At 51.2% G+C, this 18376-nt stretch carries 16 protein-coding genes and 1 other RNA gene; 7 read left to right on the plus strand and 10 right to left on the minus strand.

Annotation, left to right across the window (positions count from 1 at the left end):
• The first annotated feature begins 342 nt into the window (after window positions 1-342).
• Window positions 343-1530, plus strand: coding sequence for an iron-sulfur cluster-binding domain-containing protein (locus A5320_RS05795; RefSeq protein ID WP_068062152.1), 1188 nt, complete (start codon window positions 343-345; stop codon window positions 1528-1530).
• Here the strand turns inward: A5320_RS05795 and A5320_RS05800 are convergent.
• From A5320_RS05800 to A5320_RS05835, 7 genes are all read right to left on the minus strand, one after another.
• Window positions 1508-2647, minus strand: a complete 1140-nt coding sequence (locus tag A5320_RS05800; protein WP_068062155.1) for an efflux RND transporter periplasmic adaptor subunit — start codon at window positions 2645-2647, stop codon at window positions 1508-1510. The two genes, A5320_RS05795 and A5320_RS05800, sit on opposite strands and share 23 nt — an antisense overlap.
• Window positions 2634-5720 carry an efflux RND transporter permease subunit gene (locus A5320_RS05805; protein WP_068062158.1) on the minus strand — a complete coding sequence of 1029 codons (3087 nt, stop codon included), beginning with the start codon at window positions 5718-5720 and terminating at the stop codon, window positions 2634-2636. Before A5320_RS05805 ends, A5320_RS05800 begins: the two co-directional genes overlap by 14 nt.
• Window positions 5721-5863: 143 nt before the next feature.
• Window positions 5864-6814: a transporter substrate-binding domain-containing protein gene (locus A5320_RS05810; protein WP_197489991.1), complete on the minus strand. Its 951-nt coding sequence runs from the start codon at window positions 6812-6814 to the stop codon at window positions 5864-5866.
• A 245-nt stretch (window positions 6815-7059) separates the two neighbouring features.
• Window positions 7060-8205: a type 1 glutamine amidotransferase domain-containing protein gene (locus tag A5320_RS05820; protein WP_068062166.1), complete on the minus strand. Its 1146-nt coding sequence runs from the start codon at window positions 8203-8205 to the stop codon at window positions 7060-7062.
• A gap of 133 nt (window positions 8206-8338) precedes the next feature.
• Window positions 8339-9649: a sensor histidine kinase gene (locus A5320_RS05825; RefSeq protein ID WP_068062169.1), complete on the minus strand. Its 1311-nt coding sequence runs from the start codon at window positions 9647-9649 to the stop codon at window positions 8339-8341.
• Window positions 9636-10328 carry a response regulator transcription factor gene (locus A5320_RS05830; protein WP_082971552.1) on the minus strand — a complete coding sequence of 231 codons (693 nt, stop codon included), beginning with the start codon at window positions 10326-10328 and terminating at the stop codon, window positions 9636-9638. The genes A5320_RS05825 and A5320_RS05830 overlap by 14 nt, the downstream gene beginning before the upstream one ends.
• 49 nt (window positions 10329-10377) lie before the next feature.
• Window positions 10378-11805 (minus strand): S41 family peptidase, encoded by a 1428-nt coding sequence (locus tag A5320_RS05835; protein ID WP_068062174.1) that lies wholly within the window; start codon window positions 11803-11805, stop codon window positions 10378-10380.
• Window positions 11806-12068: 263 nt separating this feature from the next.
• Between A5320_RS05835 and A5320_RS05840 the strand changes: the two genes are divergently transcribed.
• From A5320_RS05840 to A5320_RS05855, 4 genes are all read left to right on the plus strand, one after another.
• Window positions 12069-13562, plus strand: coding sequence for a methyl-accepting chemotaxis protein (locus A5320_RS05840; RefSeq protein ID WP_068062186.1), 1494 nt, complete (start codon window positions 12069-12071; stop codon window positions 13560-13562).
• A gap of 34 nt (window positions 13563-13596) precedes the next feature.
• Window positions 13597-14136: a DUF6436 domain-containing protein gene (locus A5320_RS05845; RefSeq protein ID WP_082971553.1), complete on the plus strand. Its 540-nt coding sequence runs from the start codon at window positions 13597-13599 to the stop codon at window positions 14134-14136.
• A 221-nt stretch (window positions 14137-14357) separates the two neighbouring features.
• Entirely contained in the window at window positions 14358-14777 is a 420-nt protein-coding gene (locus A5320_RS05850) for a DUF1801 domain-containing protein (protein ID WP_068062188.1), read from the plus strand.
• A gap of 16 nt (window positions 14778-14793) precedes the next feature.
• The gene (locus A5320_RS05855) at window positions 14794-15306 is read left to right on the plus strand and encodes a GNAT family N-acetyltransferase (RefSeq protein ID WP_068062190.1); all 513 of its coding nucleotides are present in this window, start codon (window positions 14794-14796) and stop codon (window positions 15304-15306) included.
• An 18-nt stretch (window positions 15307-15324) separates the two neighbouring features.
• Here the strand turns inward: A5320_RS05855 and A5320_RS21890 are convergent, their stop codons facing one another.
• Window positions 15325-15483, minus strand: coding sequence for a hypothetical protein (locus A5320_RS21890; protein WP_157605655.1), 159 nt, complete (start codon window positions 15481-15483; stop codon window positions 15325-15327).
• Window positions 15484-15654: 171 nt separating this feature from the next.
• An RNA gene (rnpB, locus tag A5320_RS05860) (RNase P RNA component class A) lies at window positions 15655-16023 on the minus strand.
• Window positions 16024-16261: 238 nt separating this feature from the next.
• Between rnpB and bktB the strand changes: the two genes are divergently transcribed.
• On the plus strand, window positions 16262-17455 hold the full coding sequence (gene bktB, locus A5320_RS05865) for a beta-ketothiolase BktB (protein WP_068062192.1): 1194 nt from the start codon (window positions 16262-16264) through the stop codon (window positions 17453-17455).
• Between the two features lie 10 nt (window positions 17456-17465).
• Here bktB and A5320_RS05870 read toward each other — a convergent pair whose 3' ends face one another.
• Window positions 17466-17948 carry a GNAT family N-acetyltransferase gene (locus tag A5320_RS05870; protein WP_068063030.1) on the minus strand — a complete coding sequence of 161 codons (483 nt, stop codon included), beginning with the start codon at window positions 17946-17948 and terminating at the stop codon, window positions 17466-17468.
• On the opposite strand from A5320_RS05870, the gene A5320_RS22110 reads away from it, so the two are divergent.
• Window positions 17947-18138, plus strand: coding sequence for a hypothetical protein (locus A5320_RS22110; protein WP_197489992.1), 192 nt, complete (start codon window positions 17947-17949; stop codon window positions 18136-18138). The two genes, A5320_RS05870 and A5320_RS22110, sit on opposite strands and share 2 nt — an antisense overlap.
• The last annotated feature ends 238 nt before the right edge of the window (window positions 18139-18376 follow it).

Raw genomic sequence — 18376 nt, forward strand, 5'->3', positions numbered from 1 at the left:
GAATGGATATTGGCGAATTGGCAGGAACGAATGGAGCTTGCTAAAACGACCGATCCGGAGGCGGGGATCAATCGGGAAGATCCCGATCTATCGCCAATATGGCGGCAATGATCAAGATCACGCTAAAAAAGCAGCAGTGACAGCCAGATCCGCAGATCATTTCCCATTCTCAAGCCAGAAGATCGTCTATTGACAAGCCTTAGCGGCGTAGTAATCACTTACACACATCAAATAATAACAATTCTCAATTGCACTAAAGTGGAAAATTGCTAAAATAGCCGTTCTTTGTTGTTCCCTGTTAATGCCCGACCCGCCTGCTGAGCGGATCCTACTGAGGCCACCATGTCGTCAACTGCCGTGATACTGCTGATCATCGCCGCGCTAAGCCTGTATCTGACTTATGGAATTCAGGATGGTTGGCGCCGCCGTTATCGCCAGCGCCAGCAAAAACAACGACAGCAACTGGAACTTTACCGGCTGCGCCGTCAGGGGGATATACTCAAGCTGTGGCTACGCCATCCACATGGTCAGCTACTACCCAAAGCCAAACCCGGTCAACACCTGCAATTATTCAGTCAGGATCAGCAGGGGCAACCGCTGAGCCGGGCGTATTCGCTGGTCAGCGATTGCCAGCAGCAGCGTTATTATATGTTGGCAATCAAAATTGAAGCAGGCGGCAAGCTGACGCCGCTGCTGGCAGAACGACTGAGTCAGGGACAAATGCTGACATGCAGTTATCCAAAGGGTCATTTTGGGCCGGCGGTTAGCCTACAAAATTTATTGGCGAGGCTGTCACAGCAACCATTAAAAGCAACGCCACTGGTGCTGGTGGCCGGTGGTATTGGTATTACGCCGTTGTTGCCGATGATCAATAGCGCACTGCGCCAACGCAGACCAGTGACGTTGGTGTATCAGGCGCGCCGGCGTATCGATTTACTGCAACATCGCAAATTACGGCGTTTCGCAGCCAAAACCCAGTTGCAGTATCTGCCGGTGCTCAGCCAACCGGACGGCAACTGGCCTGGTCGCCACGGCCGTATCACCGCCGCAGAGGTAGCGCAGCCAGGCGGCAAGCAAGCGGAATATTTGATCTGCGCCAGCGCCGAGATGGTGTTGACGCTGGAACAAGGATTAGCGGATTTAGGTTGTCACAAAGTGCGGCACGAGCTGTTCAGCGCGGCGCACAGTACTCAAAGTTTTGCGATTACCCTGGGCACAGCGCAGGCCAATAGCCTGGGCCACAGTTCGGTGCTGGATGCGCTACTGGCGAGTGGCGTGAAAGTACCGTATGACTGTCGCGGCGGTTCTTGTGGTGCTTGTGCGCTGCGGATCGTATCCGGCGACTGCAGCAATGTGCTGCAAAGTGAATTCAGTGTTGGCGCTGATGAAGTACTGACCTGCTGCGTGCAGGCGACGTCCGCTTTGCAGCTTGCCTTTCCTTACGGAGCGGCTGATGCAGCGGCCGATGAAGACGAACAATACCCATCTCCATCAGCCACACTACCAGTTATTGACTACCGGCAAGCGTAAACTCTTTATCCGACAACAGCCGCACTTTGTCGCCGTCTTTCAGCGTATCGGCGCCACGTACCACCAACAAAGCGCCGCTGGTTAACGGCGCGTCCACCTGCAACCATTCACCCTGCCCCTGACCTGGCTTTACCACCACCCGTTTCACGGTAGCCAGCTTGTTTTCTGCTGACTTTTTTTGAGCATCCTGCTGTACCAGGAATACCGCATGCTGATCTTTCCCCAGCACCAGCGCGTCGCGGTGTACCACATGACTAACCGCGGCAGCGGCGGTGGGTAAAGCCACACTGACCAATTGCCCGACCTGAAACTCCTTGGCCACTTTGGCGTCGATCAGCAGCCTGGCTTCAAAAGTTTGTGAACGTACATCTGACACTGGGATCACCGATGTTAACTTCAGACTGGTTTCGCCTTGCTGGCGATACACCGGCAAACTTTGCCCCGGCGTCAGAAAGGAAGCGTAGCCCAAAGGTGCAAACACCCGCACTTCCAAATCGGTTAAATTCACCAGCTGCAATAAGGTTTCACTACGGCTGACTTCTTCGCCAACCTGATGCGCGCGGCTACTGACTACACCGGCAAATGGTGCTTTAAGCACAGTGCGGCTGAGTTGATCCTGCAGCTGCGCCAGCGACGCACGAGCCAGCTCGACATCAGCACTCGCCAAATCAAAATCAGCCTGCATTTGTTCCAGCTGGGTTTGTGAAATCAGCTGTTTGCTGACCAAGGTTGTAAGTCGCGCCAGCTCTTTGCCTAAGCGGGTGACATTAATTTGCGAACGTTTTAACTGCGCCTGCAGCTCATTGGCGCGCAGTTGCAACGGCATGGCATCAAGCCGTGCCAGTACATCACCGGCCGCGACTGTACTTCCAGGTTCAGCAATCCAATCCAGCCGGCCATCGACACCGGCGCTTAAGTTCGATTGAAAACGGCTGTACACCTGGCCCGACACCATCATTTGCGGACTGACTTCGACCGAGCGTACCGGCGCCACGCTGACCACTTTTGGCGCGACTTCAGGCTTATCTTCAGATGCTGGCTCAGCCGCTAGCAGCAAAGGGCTTTGTAGCAATGTGCTGACCGCGATGGCCAGCACCAGCAGATTAGACGTTTTCATAAGTTAACACTCCGGTGTTATTTGGGGCAGCAGTTAAACGCCAGGCGCTTAACCGCAACAAAGAAGGCATTAATAACAAAGTGAAGATGGCGCTGAAGGTCATGCCACCAACAATGACAGTCGCCAGACCACGGTAAATTTCCGTACCTACACCAGGCACTAACATCAGCGGTAACATGCCAACGATACTGGTCAGGGTACTCATATAAATGGGACGGGCACGGATCATAATCGCAGTATCAATCGCCGCATTGACATCGAGGCCATCCTGCAAATTACTGCGGTATTGCTCGACCAGTAAAATGGCGTTGTTCACCACTAGTCCAAGCAGAATGATAAAACCAATCATCGTTAATAAATCCAGCGCCTGAAAGGTCACCAGATTTAACAACCGCAGCGCAATCACCCCGCCCAGCAACGACATCGGCATCGTCAGGATCACCAGCGCACTGGATGGCACCGACTTAAACATCGCCGCCATCAGTAAAAATAAGATCAGCACAGCGATCACAAAATTCGCCGCCATGGTGCTGATAGCAGCCTGCAACCGATCAGCACTGCCGCGAAAACCAATGGTCAGATTTTCGTCGGCAGTTAACCGCAGCGGTTGCACCACTTCGGTTTGCACCAGTTGCATCACATCGGCCAGCGCCATGGTGGCAGGTGGCGTAATTTGCAGGCTGACGGTGCGCAAGCCATTCACCCGTAAAAGATTTGTTGGTCCAACCGATCGTTGCATCGTCGTCAGCTGCCCAATGGTTTGCACACCAGCCTGACCGGTATATAAAGGTGTCGCCTGCAATTGCTCCGGCGTCAGCCAGGGCGCGGCACGCAAAATAATATCCATCCGTTCATTGCCGTCAAACTGCTCACCGACGTAAATCCCATCGGTGACTGCCCGCACAGCATTGGCCACAGTAAACCGGTCGACACCGGCTTTGGCAATGTTCAGTTCATCCGGCACGATACGCAGTTCCGGCTGATTTTGCGCCAGCCCGGGCTGTGCCTGAATGGTGGCACCCGGTAGTTTTTGTTGCAGCAACGTCATCGCCTGTTCGGCTTGCTGCATTAACAAGTCAGTATCCGGCCCCTGAAAATCCAGAAACATCTCACGGCCGGAATTAAAGCCAAAGTTCAACAAAGATGCGCGAAAACTAAAAGAGGTGGTGTCAGGTAAGTCTTTTAGAATTTCAGTGCGTAGCAAGGTCAACATATCGTCAACCGACCGCGGATCTTCCGGGTAGATAAACAGCACATTAAATGCCGGAAACATCGATAGGTTGTAACCTTTAATCGCCGGATACTTTTTGTCCTGATAATAAGGTTTCAGCCGCTGCACCAATAACTGGCCAATTTCCTGCTCCATCACTTTGATATTGCCACCCGGCGGCAACTGAAAGCCGGTAAATACGCCATCGGAATTAGCTTGCGGCAGGAAATCCGCTTTCGGTAGCAGTAACACCACTAATAAAGCCGAGCCAGGCACCAGCAGTGCGGTCCAGCCCAGTGCTTTGGCCGAAGTTCCGGTCAGCCGGTTGACGCCTGTGGCTAACCGACGCCACAGCTGCTGCAGCGGATCACCTTGCTCTGGCGCTTGCTGAAACCAGCGTAAACTGGCAACCGGAATAACCGTCAGCGCCACCAACATCGACGCAGCCACCGCAACGGCTAGCGTCAGCGCCAAATCATAAAACAACTGCCCTTCCACCCCTTGCATAAACAGCACCGGCAAGAAAATCGCCACAGTGGTCACAGTGGAAGCGAACAAAGCACCTTTGACCTGAGCACAACCTTTGATGACAGCCTGACGCAGCGCCATGCCACTTTGCTGCAACCGCACGATATTTTCCTGCACAATAATAGCGGCATCCAGCACCATCCCCACCGCAAAGGCCAAGCCGGCCAACGACACAATATTCAGACTACGACCCATCGCCTGCAACACCAGGATCGCCACCAACAACGACACCGGAATGGTCAGGCCAATCAGCAAGGTGGCTTTCCAGCCACGCAGGAAATACCACAGCGTTATCAGGCTAAATAACACGCCGAGCAACAGGTTAGAATTGACCAATGCCAGTGCGCGGCGAATGTGAATAGAGGCATCAAAACTGAGTTCAATTTCCAGGCCTTTGGGGTGCAGCAAATCACGGTTTAATTCGGTGATCGCCAGATTCACCTGATCCAGAATGGCCACGGTATTGGAGTTATCACCCCGCTCCAACGTCAGATAATAAGCCGGAAAACCGTTACGTTTGGTAAAACCGGCTTGCTCCGGCATCCCCACTTCAATGGTGGCAATTTCCGACAGATACACTGGCCGCCCCTGGTTGTAGGACACAATCATCCGGCCATAATCGCTGGCATCAAACTGGCCTTCAAAGCGCACTGTGTATTGGCGGCGGCCAACATCGGCGAAACCACCCGAAACATTGCTGCTGCGATTAATGTTACTTTGCAGCTGATCGATGGTAATGCCGAGCGCCGCCATTTTGTAAGGGTCAAAGGTGATATGCAGCTCTTTGGGTAAATCTGAGGCTAAATCGACATTGGACACCCCGGGAATAGCGCGGAATTTAGGGCCGATATTGTCGCGGATAAACTTTAGATAAGGGCCAAAGTCGTCCGGCGCATTGGGGTCCATTTGTTTGATCAACAGCGACGCCACACTGCCACGGCCACTGCCGACGGTAATCACCGGCTCGGCCGCTTCGCGTGGCCGTGGTGGCGCCTGATTCAGCGCATTGATTACATCCAGCATTGCCCGCTGCATGTCTTGTCCGACTTCAAAAGTCAGACTGATAAACCCAAAACCGGCGCCGACATTACTTTGGATTTCAACCACCCCAGGCACGGCGCGTAAGGTATTTTCCTGCGGCTCAATAATAGTGGCTTCCATTTCCTGCGGTGCTGCCGAGCGCCAGCCATTATTGATAAAAATTTGCGGCCGGTCTAAATCCGGCAACAGCTGAATGGGTAATTTCAACAAGGCCAAAGCACCAAACAACACAATCAACATCACCACCACCAAAGTAGCGGCCGGGTTTTTACAACTGGCGCGGGTTAAGTCCATCACCTTGTCCTACATCTAAGAATTTTCAGCCTGCAGTATATGAATGGATGTCGGCAACATTGGACCTGATGGGACAAGCGGTGGGTTAATTGCCACCAGTTTCGGGGACTGCAGTTAAACAGCTGCTTTTAGAGCAAATATTTCTAAAAACTGGTTTGATATACCTTGTTATATAGGGTGCGGAATTCCGCATGATAATCTGGAGCAAACCAACGTAAATGCGCATCCAGATAAGCTTCTGTTTGCGTGACTTCGGCCAGCGCTGCATCAAACTGTTGCAGCATTTCTTTGCCTTGGGCAGTGCGTGAACAAAGAATGTGCCCCAGCAAATAAGCCGGTGATTCCGCCACCGCATAACTTACCAGCGCCGTACCGTCGGTTTGTTGTGCCTGATAATGGGCAGCAACATTCGGATATTCCAGCATTAGGTCAATACGGCCGGTTCTGACCATATCGACCACACCAGCCGCCATATCGTCAGCCTGACGTTTCCAGAAACGGTTTTGCCATTGCGCGGCATCAATCAGCGTATCCAGCTCTGTCCCATAATTACGGCCCCCCACCACCACAAACCGTAATTTGTGCGCCTCCAGCAATACCTTTCGCACGCTGATCCGGCCTTGTTGATCCAGTAAACCCGCCAACGCAGCAGCGGCTGTTGAATCGGCGCGGGCGAATATCCGCAACCCTGGAAACACCACTTGCGGTAACTTTGAGGCATAACTGATATCAAGCCGGTCTGAAGTGACAATTTTATTGCCGGCACAGGCATTGGGCCGAGCTTTTAATACTTCTATTGCCCGTTGGTTATTGACTACCATGGTTTGCAACTGATACTGCGCTAACTTCGGTAACATCAACTGCAAAGTTGCGCCACTGACATCGACCGGCTGGCTGGATTTATACACCGGCTGGTTGTCCACAGCGTCGGTCAGCCACAACATGGTTTGGACATTTTCGGTGGCTGCATTGACCGAAAATAGCAACGAAATTCCGGTTACGACGCCAAACAATAGCCGCTTGCCATAGGCTTGCAGCAACATTGGGTTACCTTTCTCAGAAAGTTGTAATGCATAAAGTTGTGGTTGGTACATCGGCATAAACCAGCATCAATAGTCTGTGGCTGATTAAAGCATAGCCAGAGATCTGCGTCATGCTGGCTGAATTAATCAATTGTAATTTATTGTTTATATTTGAAATTTTTCCGCATAAACCGTCAAAAACCATCAAAAACCAGATATCTGTCTTACTGAATAACCTGTTTCACGATGCCAACGACATCTGCGCCAAGACCAGGTTGCCGGGGCCGTCGCCATCCAAACATCAATCTGATTGCTTGTTAAAAACTACTGATGCCGGCCTGGCTTAGTAATTTCGGCGCCTCAGCCTGCAACTGCTGATACAGCAATCTTGCCGGTGCAAGCTGTTGCTCCGCCAGATAAGCCTGGAGTAACGCCAACTGGTATTGTGGATGCTGAAAATGTTCGGCGATTTTTGCCATCAGCCGCAGTTCGGTGCTTTTGTCGGCGGGCGTTTGCGCCAGGCGATAACTGTACATGCCATACAAAGCCAGATAGTTCAGATCATAAAGACCGGGCTGTTGCGCCAGCGCGAGATCAAGATGAGCGACCCCGTTGCTGCGTGCAGTCGCCAGCAACGCCATAGTAGCTTCCTCCGGAAAAGGCGTGCGGGTGCGGGGTGTTTGACCCAGTTGCAGCGCTAAGAGATCAGCTGCGGCTGGCACAGACATCGGGTTTTGTGCCGTGATCAACAGCTCGTCGTGCGCCACAAAGGGTAACATTGGCTGGTTGGCGACAAACAAGGCACCAAGTTCGCGTAAACGGGTTTCAAGGATGAAAGGGAACTTATCCAGCAGCTCAGCACTAAAAGCCTGCTCTTCGCGCAGCGTAAAACTGTTCATTTCTTTGCCTGCAACCCAATAACTGCCATCCGGATTTTTTAGATTGACCAGTGCCACCGGACCATGACAAACCGCCGCAATTGGTTTTTTTTGCTGCACCATCGCCTGCAGGAACTGCTGTGTTCCGGTATCAACCGGCAAATCAAACATGGCGCCATCACCGCCAATAATAAATACCGCCGCATACTGAGTGGCAAGTTCAGCGGTTGGCGCTAAGGTCAGTTGCAGTTGCTTGAGGACTGACGTCTGCTGCTTAAATTGCTGCATATAGGGCAAATCGTCTTTGCGGTTGTGCACCGGTACCGCACCGCCTTTGGGCGACAAGATATCCAGACGCAAACCATTTTGTTGTAGCACCAGATAAGCCTGGGCCAGCTCTTCCAGATCATAACTGATGGCTGGATCACCTTGCTTGCCATAACCCGAAATCAGCAAGGCAACTTTAGCGTTGCTGGCAGGTTGCGTCGCAGGCTGTTGGATTTCTTTGGCTGGCAGTTGTGTTGCTTCGGCTGGCGCCATGACGATGCCAACTATGAGGCCGAATATCATCAATGGTAACTTCATCTTCTACTCCTTGGTGTTGATTCAAGCTGAAGTTACCCTGGTGCTTGTCGTGCTTTTGTGAAGGGCTGTTTTTGCAGGGTTGTTTATGCAGAGAGTTGGTGAAAAATGTTTTACGTTTTTTTTCGGCAACCGCTCAGGCAAGAGTTGAAAATGCATCAAACCGGATGGTGATTTCGAATTTTTGCGCATCGTTGGCAAGCTGCAATTGCCAATGTTGCAGTTCACAAATGCGCTGGATCAGGCTCAGTCCCTGGCCAATACCTGTACTTGCCTTACTGCGCTGGCCACTTCGCAGTGGATCGCTTGGTAACGGCAAGCTAAAGCAGTTGCTGATCACTAACTGCGCAGCGCTGAGTTTAATGCCGACTTCGGGTTCTGAAGCATACTGCAGCAGATTGGTCAGCAGGTTTTGCAGCAACATTTGGCATAGGCTGGGGTTAGCGACAACCCAGACCGCTTCGGCCAACTGTAAATCCAGTTGTAAGCGCTGGCCGGCAGCACTGTGATTTAAGGCGTAATGTTGAAGCAGGATTTGCTCCAGTAGCTCAGTCAGATTGAACCGCTGCTGCGGTACCGATTCTGCCCGTGCCAACGCTAATAAAGTTTCAGTGGTTTGTTCCAGCGTCAACACTGCTTGCGCAAAGGCCTGCCGCTCTGACACAGATAGCGCAGCACCGAGACTGGTACCATGAGTGGCATCATGAGTGGCATCAGGCAGCAGATTTTTCAGCACGCTAAGCGGTGTGCGGATTTCATGGCTGATATCTTTGGTAAAGTTGCTTTCCCGCGCTAAGGCCTGCTGTAAAAACTGTTGATTGTCGGCAATAGCCTGCGCCAGAGTACCGATTTCATTATTTGGAAACTGGCTGGCAAATCCGGGTGACAGCACCGGTAAGGCCGGATCCTGCACCGCTGCGGCCAAGCGCAGCACCGGATCGGTAATCTGTCTGGCTAACAGCAGTGCGACCGGCAGTACGACCAGCAAACATAACAACAACAGTAACAGCAAAGCACTGGCTAACAGTGGCGATAACTCGCGGCTCACTTCAAAAGCACCGACATCCGCCAGTAACACATAAGGTTGTCCACCCAAATGCAGCACTTGCAAATGTACAGTTTTGCCATCCTCCAGCCGATATTCCACCCGCATGGGTTCACGCAGGTAACTTTGATACAAAGTCTCGGGTAGTGCTTGCCAACCCTGATACAACTGCATAAAGGCCGGTCTTGGCGGGTTTACCATGCCGGATTGCTGATAATGTTGTTGTAGATACGCGGCTTCTTCGCTGACCAGCCGGTTAAAAATATTGTCTTCCACCACCCAGGCATACACCAGCACCAACTGGCTGTAGCCCAGAGTCAACAGCAACACCAGGCCGGTAACGAGCTTTAACACCGCCACACGAATAGAATGAGCCGTGCGGATTGGCCTAATGTCCGGCATCGGGCAACTCCAGCCGAAAGCCAATGCCATGCACAGTTTTGAGTAAAGCGCTGGCAAAAGGTTTATCCAGCGCGTTACGCAAGGTGTAGATATGACTGCGCACTGCGTCACTTTCCGGTGCGTCATCGCCCCAGAGTTTAGCATTCAGTTGACGTTTACTGACCGCATGCGGATAAGCTTCGGCCAGCAGTTGCAACAGGCTAAAATCAGTAGCAGATAAGTTTAGCGGCACCCCGCAGCGACTGGCCTGCCGCGCCGCGCGGTCGATGGTTAAATCGCCCAACAACAGCGTAGGGCTTTGATGCAACCGATGGCGACGACATAAAGCCAGCACCCGGAAATACACTTCTTCCAGCGCAAAAGGTTTGGTCAGGTAATCATCGGCGCCTACTTCAAAACCACTGATTTTATCCTGCAGGCTATCGCGGGCCGTGAGCATCAACACCGGCGGGTTATAAGCGCTTTGTTTGAATTGCTGACACAGCACTAAACCATCCAGATCCGGTAAGGTTAAGTCGAGGATCACCAAATCAAACTGCTGCTGTTGCATCAGCAACTGCGCCAGCTGGCCGGTGGCCGCGTAATCGGTGACCAGCCCTTTTTGCTGCAAGAAATCCAACAGTTGTGCCGCCAGCACGGCGTTGTCTTCCACCACTAAAATATGCAGTTTTTCGTTCATCGCCATTCTTTATTTAAGATTAATAGCTCACTGACTTGAGTTTGATAGCTCACTGAACTGTTTGCTGCCGCAATTCAATCAGTTGCAGGCTCTGTTGCAATTGAGGGTCGGCTTCAGCGCCGCCCGGCATGGCCAACGCTGTGTCGTCAAAACGGACATCCGGCTCAACACTGTGACGATGCAGTTTGCCATTAGGCCTGACCAAGATACGTGTTGCGACATAAGCCCGCAATTGTGAATGTGGCAGATTAAATAAATTCCCTTGCGCCGTCTGATTGACAAAACCTTCCGTCGGACTGCCGAGCAGCGTGGCAAATTGTTGATCCTGCGCGGCAGTGGCAAACACGATGGCGGCAGAATAAGTCCGTGGGCCAATCAACAGGTAACTTTTGCCGACAAAACGCTTATCAACCTCAAAGGGTTGTTCCCATTCAGTCCAGTCTTGCTGCAGCAGCGTGCCGGATTGGCCTTTATAACCAAACCAACCGCTGTTATGTGGGTTGAGTTTTTCCCGCAGTTGCGAGACCAACCGAAATGGTTTTTGACTGAGATAACGGCTTAAATAGCTGACGGTATCGGTATTGCCGCCGGTATTTTGCCGCAGATCGATTAATAAAGAATGCACCTGCTGTTGTTGCATAGTGGCAAAACTTTGATCAAGAAAATCAGCAAATTCATCTTCATCCAGGTCAAAAGTGTTGAGTTGCAATAAACCTACCCCAGGCCGGACTTGCTTGTAAACATAATCCTGCCGCTTTGCGTCAACCATTTGCCAATCTTGTCCCCGTTCTAAATGCAGGGTCTGCAGGGGCTGCTGCATGGGTTTGAGTGTCACTTCAAACTGATCCTTCCAGCCAAGCGACGCCCACAAACTCAGGCCAAAACGTGACACCAGCATTTCCTGACGCAAAGCTGCAGTTTCACCATTGCCATAGGCTTGTAATGTATCGAGTAATTGAGTAACGGGCACTTGGTTGATGCTCAGAATTTCACTACCGGCGGCGACATGCAAACCGTCGGCTAACTGGTAGCTATGCTGCAGCAGCAAACTGCCATTTTCGGCCAACCTGAGTTGCCATGGGAAAAATAAATGGCCTTGCGACTGCAATTGCTGGTACTCAGGATAGGGCCACAACAACAGAGTATGGCCATCATTAAACGTCTGATTTAACCGCGCAATAACGGCATAAAACTCAGTACGCAGCAGTGGTTTATTAATCTGCTGCTTTAGTAGTTCTGCTTGTTGTTGGATCTGCGCCAGATCGGCGTATTCGCTAAGCTCCGGATGCCAGGCGACGACCACCTCAAGCAAATGATCGATATCGGCGTGCATCTGCTTGACGCTTAGCTGTTGCTGCGGCAAGGCCGGATTTTCCAACTCCGGGAATATTTGCAGATGAGATTGCGTACAAGCCCCCAGCCCCAGAGCAAACAGGATGATGAAGTATTTGGCGAATATTTGTGTTAGCTTTTGCATAAATGTCTCCTTCAAAAACCTGAAGTTAATGCAAAGCTTGTCGTGGTTTTGTCGTGGTTTTAATGCGGATTTATTCCACCATTGGAGGACGACGCCGGTATAAGTTTGCTGCTGTTCGCGGTTCAGTCTGACTAAAATATATCCCCCGACCTCAGATCCAAAGCCATACTGATGTCGTAACGACCACACTTTGTTTCTATTTAAGATAAATTCTGCATTTGAGCGTCAAGGCCGATGGATAATGCATTACCCGGGAGGGCCTTATGCCTGTGATGATCTTAGCGTTTCGCCAACAAGCCTTTTTAATCGCCAATCTGGTGAATCTGGCGTTATTTGTGCTGACCCTGTTACTAGCTGCGCTGTTTAAAGGCTGGTTGCCTGCCTTATTGGTTGGCATCCCTTCGTTATTATTACCCTGGTTTTTGTATCGCAGTTTTGGCGATCAATTGCTGTCTCGCCTGGCTTTTGGCATCAGTTTTATGATGTTTGCCGCTTTGCATATTCATTTATCAATGGGCAAAACCGAACTGCATTTTGGCATTTTTGTATTGCTGGCTTTGCTGATTGCCTTTCGTGACTGGCAAGTGATCCTTGCGGCGGCGTTGGTGATTGCGGTGCATCATCTGCTGTTTATGTATTTGCAGTTCAATGGCTCGCCGGTGTATCTGGTGCCACAACAAGACGCCAACCTAGGGATTGTGGTGATCCACGCCTTGTATGTGGTGATTGAAGCTGCAGTGCTGATCGTCATCTGCAAACGCAGTTTACGGGAAGGCATGGAAGGCCAGGCGTTGTTTGATGTGACCGATCAGTTGGTCAGCGCCGATCAAAAAATTGCCATTGCCAGTCGCGCTCAGGACATTAACTCCAGACTGGTTAATAAATTTAATAAGGTCCTCAGTACCTTAGCGCAAACCGTTGCCACTATTGAATCCTCTGTACAAGAGCTCAGCCACGAAAGTGTCAATCTGCTCAATGAAGGCCATCAACTGACCGATAACCTGGCCAGCAAACAGCAAGCCGTGGAGCGGATAGCCGATGCCACAAAACAGATGTCGGTCGGAATTGCCGAAGCAGTCCGGCTGTCGCAGTCGATGCTGGAAACTGCCGGTCAGGCCAGCAGCTCGGCCGATTCGGGACGAAAAGCAGTCACCGCCACTATTGGCGCTATCGATACGCTGACCGGCACCTTGCAAGGCTCCCGCGACAAAGTGCATCAAATGGCCAACTCCACCAACGAAATCAAAACTGTGTTGGAAGTGATCCAGAGCATCGCCGAGCAAACCAATCTATTGGCCCTTAATGCTGCGATTGAAGCGGCCAGAGCCGGTGAACAAGGCCGTGGTTTTGCTGTGGTGGCCGACGAAGTACGTACCCTGGCTTCCAGAACCCATGGTTCGACCAATGAAATCAAACAAATGATTGCACGGTTGGTGCAAGGCAGCCAGGATTCGGTAGAAGCAGTGGATGAATGCCTGACGCAAATTCAGACCACCATCGGCTACGCCCGGCAAAGTGATGAAGTATTAGATACCATTCGCCGGCAAGCTGGCCAGGTCGAGCAAACGGCGCAGCAAATGACTGCTACTTTGCAGCAACAGGACCAATCGAGTCAGCAAATTGATCGCAGCGTGCAGCAGCTCAGTCAGATGAGTGAAAGTCAGTATGAACAAGGACAAAAAGTACTGAAAAGCGCCGATCATGTCAGTCAAATCAGTTTGTTATTAAAAGAAGAAGCCAACAGGTTCAGCCATTGATGGTTGCAGTCTGTCGACGAACAGCGAAGTTGTGATGCTACAAAAATCAGGGTTGGCATCAGTAAAACCGCAGGCTTTTGGTTGGGCATTATTGCTGCTGTGGCTGGTGGCAAGTTCGGTGTTGCTGTTTAGGTTTGGTCAAAGCGATTATGGCGAGTTTGATCCCAAACTTCAGTTGCAGCAGCACCCGACCAAGCTCAGTGATTTCATTGAGCTTAGCGCTGCCAGACCCGGGGAAACCATCTTATTGCATGTGCTGGATCCGGCATGTCGCTGTGCGGCTTTGGCGGAGGATCATATAGCCCAGCTGCAACCTTCACTGCAAAACTTACCCAAATTGCGACAATTAGCACTGACCCCATTGTTATTGCAACAAGCCGGTATTGCGGTTCCGGCGACGCCGATGATTGTTGTGCTTCGTGATCAGCAACTGATTTACAGCGGCCCTTATGCCAGTGGCCCCGCCTGCAGTATCGGCGATTCCCTGCTGGACCAGGTGCTGCAACAAAAGCTGCAGACCCCCGCCAGCTGGTTAAACAGTGAAACTGCGGCTTGTCGGTGTCTGACTCGCTGAATTACTTCATGATCATTTGTCAGAGTGCCGGATGCAGGCTTTTCCGGCTGCACTATTGCTCACTTTTTTAATTGATCGGTGCACCAGTGTTGCTTACACCATAGTTCTGCGGCTATTCCAGATATTGCTCCGCAATCGCATCAACTGTTACGCTGCTGTGAACACAACGTGCGCAGCCGACAATCTGATTGTTGCCCGCAAAAATGGTTTTCAGAGGTTCCATGCAACCAGAACTGCAGACTCGATTTAACAGCTACCCGCCGCAAGCCCAACAGCAGTTGGAAGCTATCCGTCAGCTCATTCTGACGGTTGCAGCGGAACAAGCGCTGGGCTATGTCGAAGAAAGTATAAAATGGGGTGAAGCGAGTTTCCTGGTGAAAGGTGGTACTGCTATCCGCATCGACTGGAAAGCCAAAGACCCTGAGTTCGTAAAACTGTTTTTCCATTGTCAGACGCGGTTAGTTGAAACATTCAGAGAGATTTACCCGGCTGAATTGCGCTATGAAGGCAATAGAGCAGTACTGGTTCCTTTAACCGCCAACATCCAACATTTGCCGCTCGCGCACTGCATTTTATTGGCAATGCGATACCATCAGCTGAAACATTTGCCGTTACTTGGAGCCTCGCCAGGTGATCACTGATCTTTTGATACAACCGATGCTTAAAACCAACCGCCTGCACCTTCGTCCTTTTACACAGGAAGATGCCAAGACTGTCCAGCTACTGGCCGGTGACAAGCGGATTGCACAGATGACCCAAACCATTCCCCATCCTTATCCGGATGGCACAGCAGAAAACTGGATCGCGGGACATGCGGCAGCGTTCCGGCAAAAAACCGAGATTGTCTTTGCTATCGAACTGCAGTCATCAACCCAGCTGATTGGCGCTGTCAGCCTGCTGCATATCGACAAAAATCACAGTAGTGCAGAAATCGGCTACTGGCTCGGCGTGCCTTATTGGGGTCAGGGTTACGCCACAGAAGCTTTGTTACGGCTGCTGCAATTTGCGCAAGATGATCTGCAATTGCGGCAATTTTTCGGGCAGTGTTTTGCCAACAACGTTGCATCGGCAAAAGTGTTGAAAAAAGCTGGTTTGGTGCAGCAGGATTTGAGCGAACAGATCAACAACATCGGTGTGGAAGAACAGCAGCTTTTTTTCAGACTCGGCTAAACATCTGCGAGCAATGCATTATTTTTCGTGAGATTTTTCAGCAACTTGACGTTCAAACCAGCGCTCCAACCAGGTCTTTTTGCCACGAAAGAACTGCCAGAAGTTAACGGCAGCAAAACCTTCGGTCAAAAAGCCAACCACTGCAATCAACGCGAATAACAGCACTAAGATATCCATTTCTAATGACTTTGTAGTAAGGGTTTGCCTAAAACTATCACAGCCTTTTAAATTCGAATAGACCGGATAGGCGGTTAAGGCTTTACTGATCCGCTAAAACGGAAATGATTGACATGTAACGCACAAATAAAAAAACCGGCAGTATAACCTGCCGGTTTTTTCCTTGAATGAGGTGTGAGCCAGCCGTTAAGCCGGGTTCTGTTCTCTGTTGCCAGAGCGACAATCATTCCTCTAGGACGTACGTCACCGCACGCCTCAAGCAACCTACCCGCCCCCAACGCGGGCCGCGCCAATGGGGGCCTATTTGGTCTTGCTCCGGGTGGAGTTTACCGTGCCACGAACTGTTACCAGCCGCGCGGTGCGCTCTTACCGCACCCTTTCACCCTTACCTGATCCCACTTGCGTGGGCCATCGGCGGTTTGCTCTCTGTTGCACTGGTCGTAGGCTCACGCCCCCCAGGCGTTACCTGGCACCCTGCCCTGTGGAGCCCGGACTTTCCTCCCCCTGCTTGCGCAGGCAGCGATTGTCTTGGCCAACTCACGGCGCGCATTATACGCCAAAACGCTGTGCTGACCAGTAAAAGCTTGCCATGCTGATTTCACAGCCATTTACCATCGCTGTTGCAGCTGTCTTCATTGCTTCCTGTTGAAAAACCTCAGCAGAGTCGGTAAGTTCAGACTTATCCAACATGCATCGAGCAAAAAAAGGCGACACTGCATGAAATCGACTTTTTTCAGATGTTCACTGCTTTTAAACGCTCGTTAAAGGAAAAACAACCATGCAACTGTCCGACATCGTCATCTTAAGTGGAGCCCGCACGCCAATTGGCAGTTTTGGTGGCGCGCTGGCGAGTCAAAGTCCGGCGCAGTTGGGCACTGTGGCGGCAACTGCGGCAATCAGCCGGGCCGGCGTAGACGCAGCTGCGGTAGATCTAGCGGTATTTGGTCATATCATCACAACCAATAGCGACGATGTATATTTAGCCCGGCAAATCGCACTACAAACTGGCATGGCAGCCAGCAGCAATGCTTTTCAAGTCAACCGGCTTTGTGGCTCAGGCTTGCAGGCGATTATCAGTGCGGCGCAACAACTGCTGCTGGGTGATGGCCAGCTGGCGCTTTGTGGTGGCGCTGAATCGATGAGTCAGGGCGCATTTTTATTGCCCGGCGTGCGAAAAGGCTTGCGCGTCGGACATGCCGCAGTAACAGATCTAACCCTCGGCATTTTGACCGATCCTTTTGGCAGTGGTCATATGGGCATCACCGCTGAAAATATCGCAGCCAAATATGGTTTTACGCGCAACCAACTGGATGAATTTGCGCTGGAAAGTCAGCAACGGGCAGCAAAAGCGCATCAAGCCGGTTATTTTACTGAGCAAATCGTCGCTGTGCCGTTGTCGGGCAAAACCGGTACTGAGCCAACCTTGATTACAACAGACGAACATATCCGCCCAGGCACTACGCTACAAAGTCTGAGCCAGCTAAAACCAGCGTTCCAAGCCAACGGCATGGTGACTGCCGGCAACGCTTCTGGCCTCAACGATGGCGCCGCGGCATTAATTCTGGCCACAACGCAATATGCCAACAGCCAAGGCCTCAGCCCGAAAGCGCGGCTCGTCGGCTACAGCATGGCCGGGGTCGAACCCTCTTTGATGGGGCTTGGACCCATTCCGGCGGTACAACAACTGCTGGCAAAAACCGGCTTAGCGCTTGGTAATATTGATGTGATTGAATCGAACGAAGCTTTTGCCGCGCAAGCGCTGGCGGTCAGTCAGACGCTGGGGTTTGATCCTGCAAAGGTAAACCCAAATGGTGGCGCTATTGCATTGGGGCACCCGGTCGGCGCGACCGGTGCAATATTGTTGGTGAAGACTTTGTATGAGCTTGAACGCATCGACGGCCAATTTGGCCTGGTGACTTTGTGTATCGGCGGAGGTCAGGGCATCGCCTTACTGGTGGAACGCTGCAGCTAAACCCTGTTGTTTATTTCGGAAGTTGCGTCCGGTCCAGCTGCATCGGGTTAAACCACACTCCATGCATTTGCTGCATCGGCGCTGTGCGGACAAATCCAAGCGCCTGATACACCGGTACCGCATTATTGGACGAATTCACGGTATAACTTCCGGGGTTGCCCTGAGCTTCACAATACAACATCGCCTGCACCCAAAGCTTGCGGGCTAAGCCCTGGCCTTGCCACGTTTCATCGATAAACAAATGATATAAATGGCTCTGGTTGCGCATGCCAATACAGCCGATGATTTCAGCGCCTGTTGCACCGGCGTGCTCTGCCACAAAATAATCAAATCCTTGTTCGAAAAAACCTTCGATCGCGGCCTGGTTATTAGCGTTCAAAAAATGTCGGGTTGCCTCGACGCTAAATTCCGGAGTAATAAATTTAATAGCTAAGTTTTTGATTAAATTTGCAATACCCTCGGCATCACTGCTTGATGCTTTGCGGATTTCCATGAACGTTTTTTCCTTAAAATCGCTGCGTTTATGTGATTGTTCAGTCATGTTAAAAGATATCGCTGTTTGTTCGCTTAGCGCAACCGGCACCACAGAAAACCATGTTAATGATGTCGCCGCACTGTACACTCGTCGTCCTGGTATTGCTGCTGAACGTTTGTTGCTGGAGTTTAAGGGATGTGAGGGCTAGCGTGAGCATGTGATAACCTGTATCCGGCAATTTAGATTGTCAGCGCAAGACTAGTCATCCAGGCGCCGCCTCTCTCAGTATTTTTGTCATTACCAATCAAATGCAACTGACAGATTTTCTTTTAAAATAAACAATTTACAACATATCTCAAACCTAACGCAGTTATACTCGCAACCGTTATAAAAACGACATTTACGCTGTTTTACCTTCATCCGCATCCACCGTGAATCGAGTTGGT

The sequence above is a fragment of the Rheinheimera sp. SA_1 genome (genome assembly GCF_001669775.1).
Taxonomy (GTDB): domain Bacteria; phylum Pseudomonadota; class Gammaproteobacteria; order Enterobacterales; family Alteromonadaceae; genus Pararheinheimera.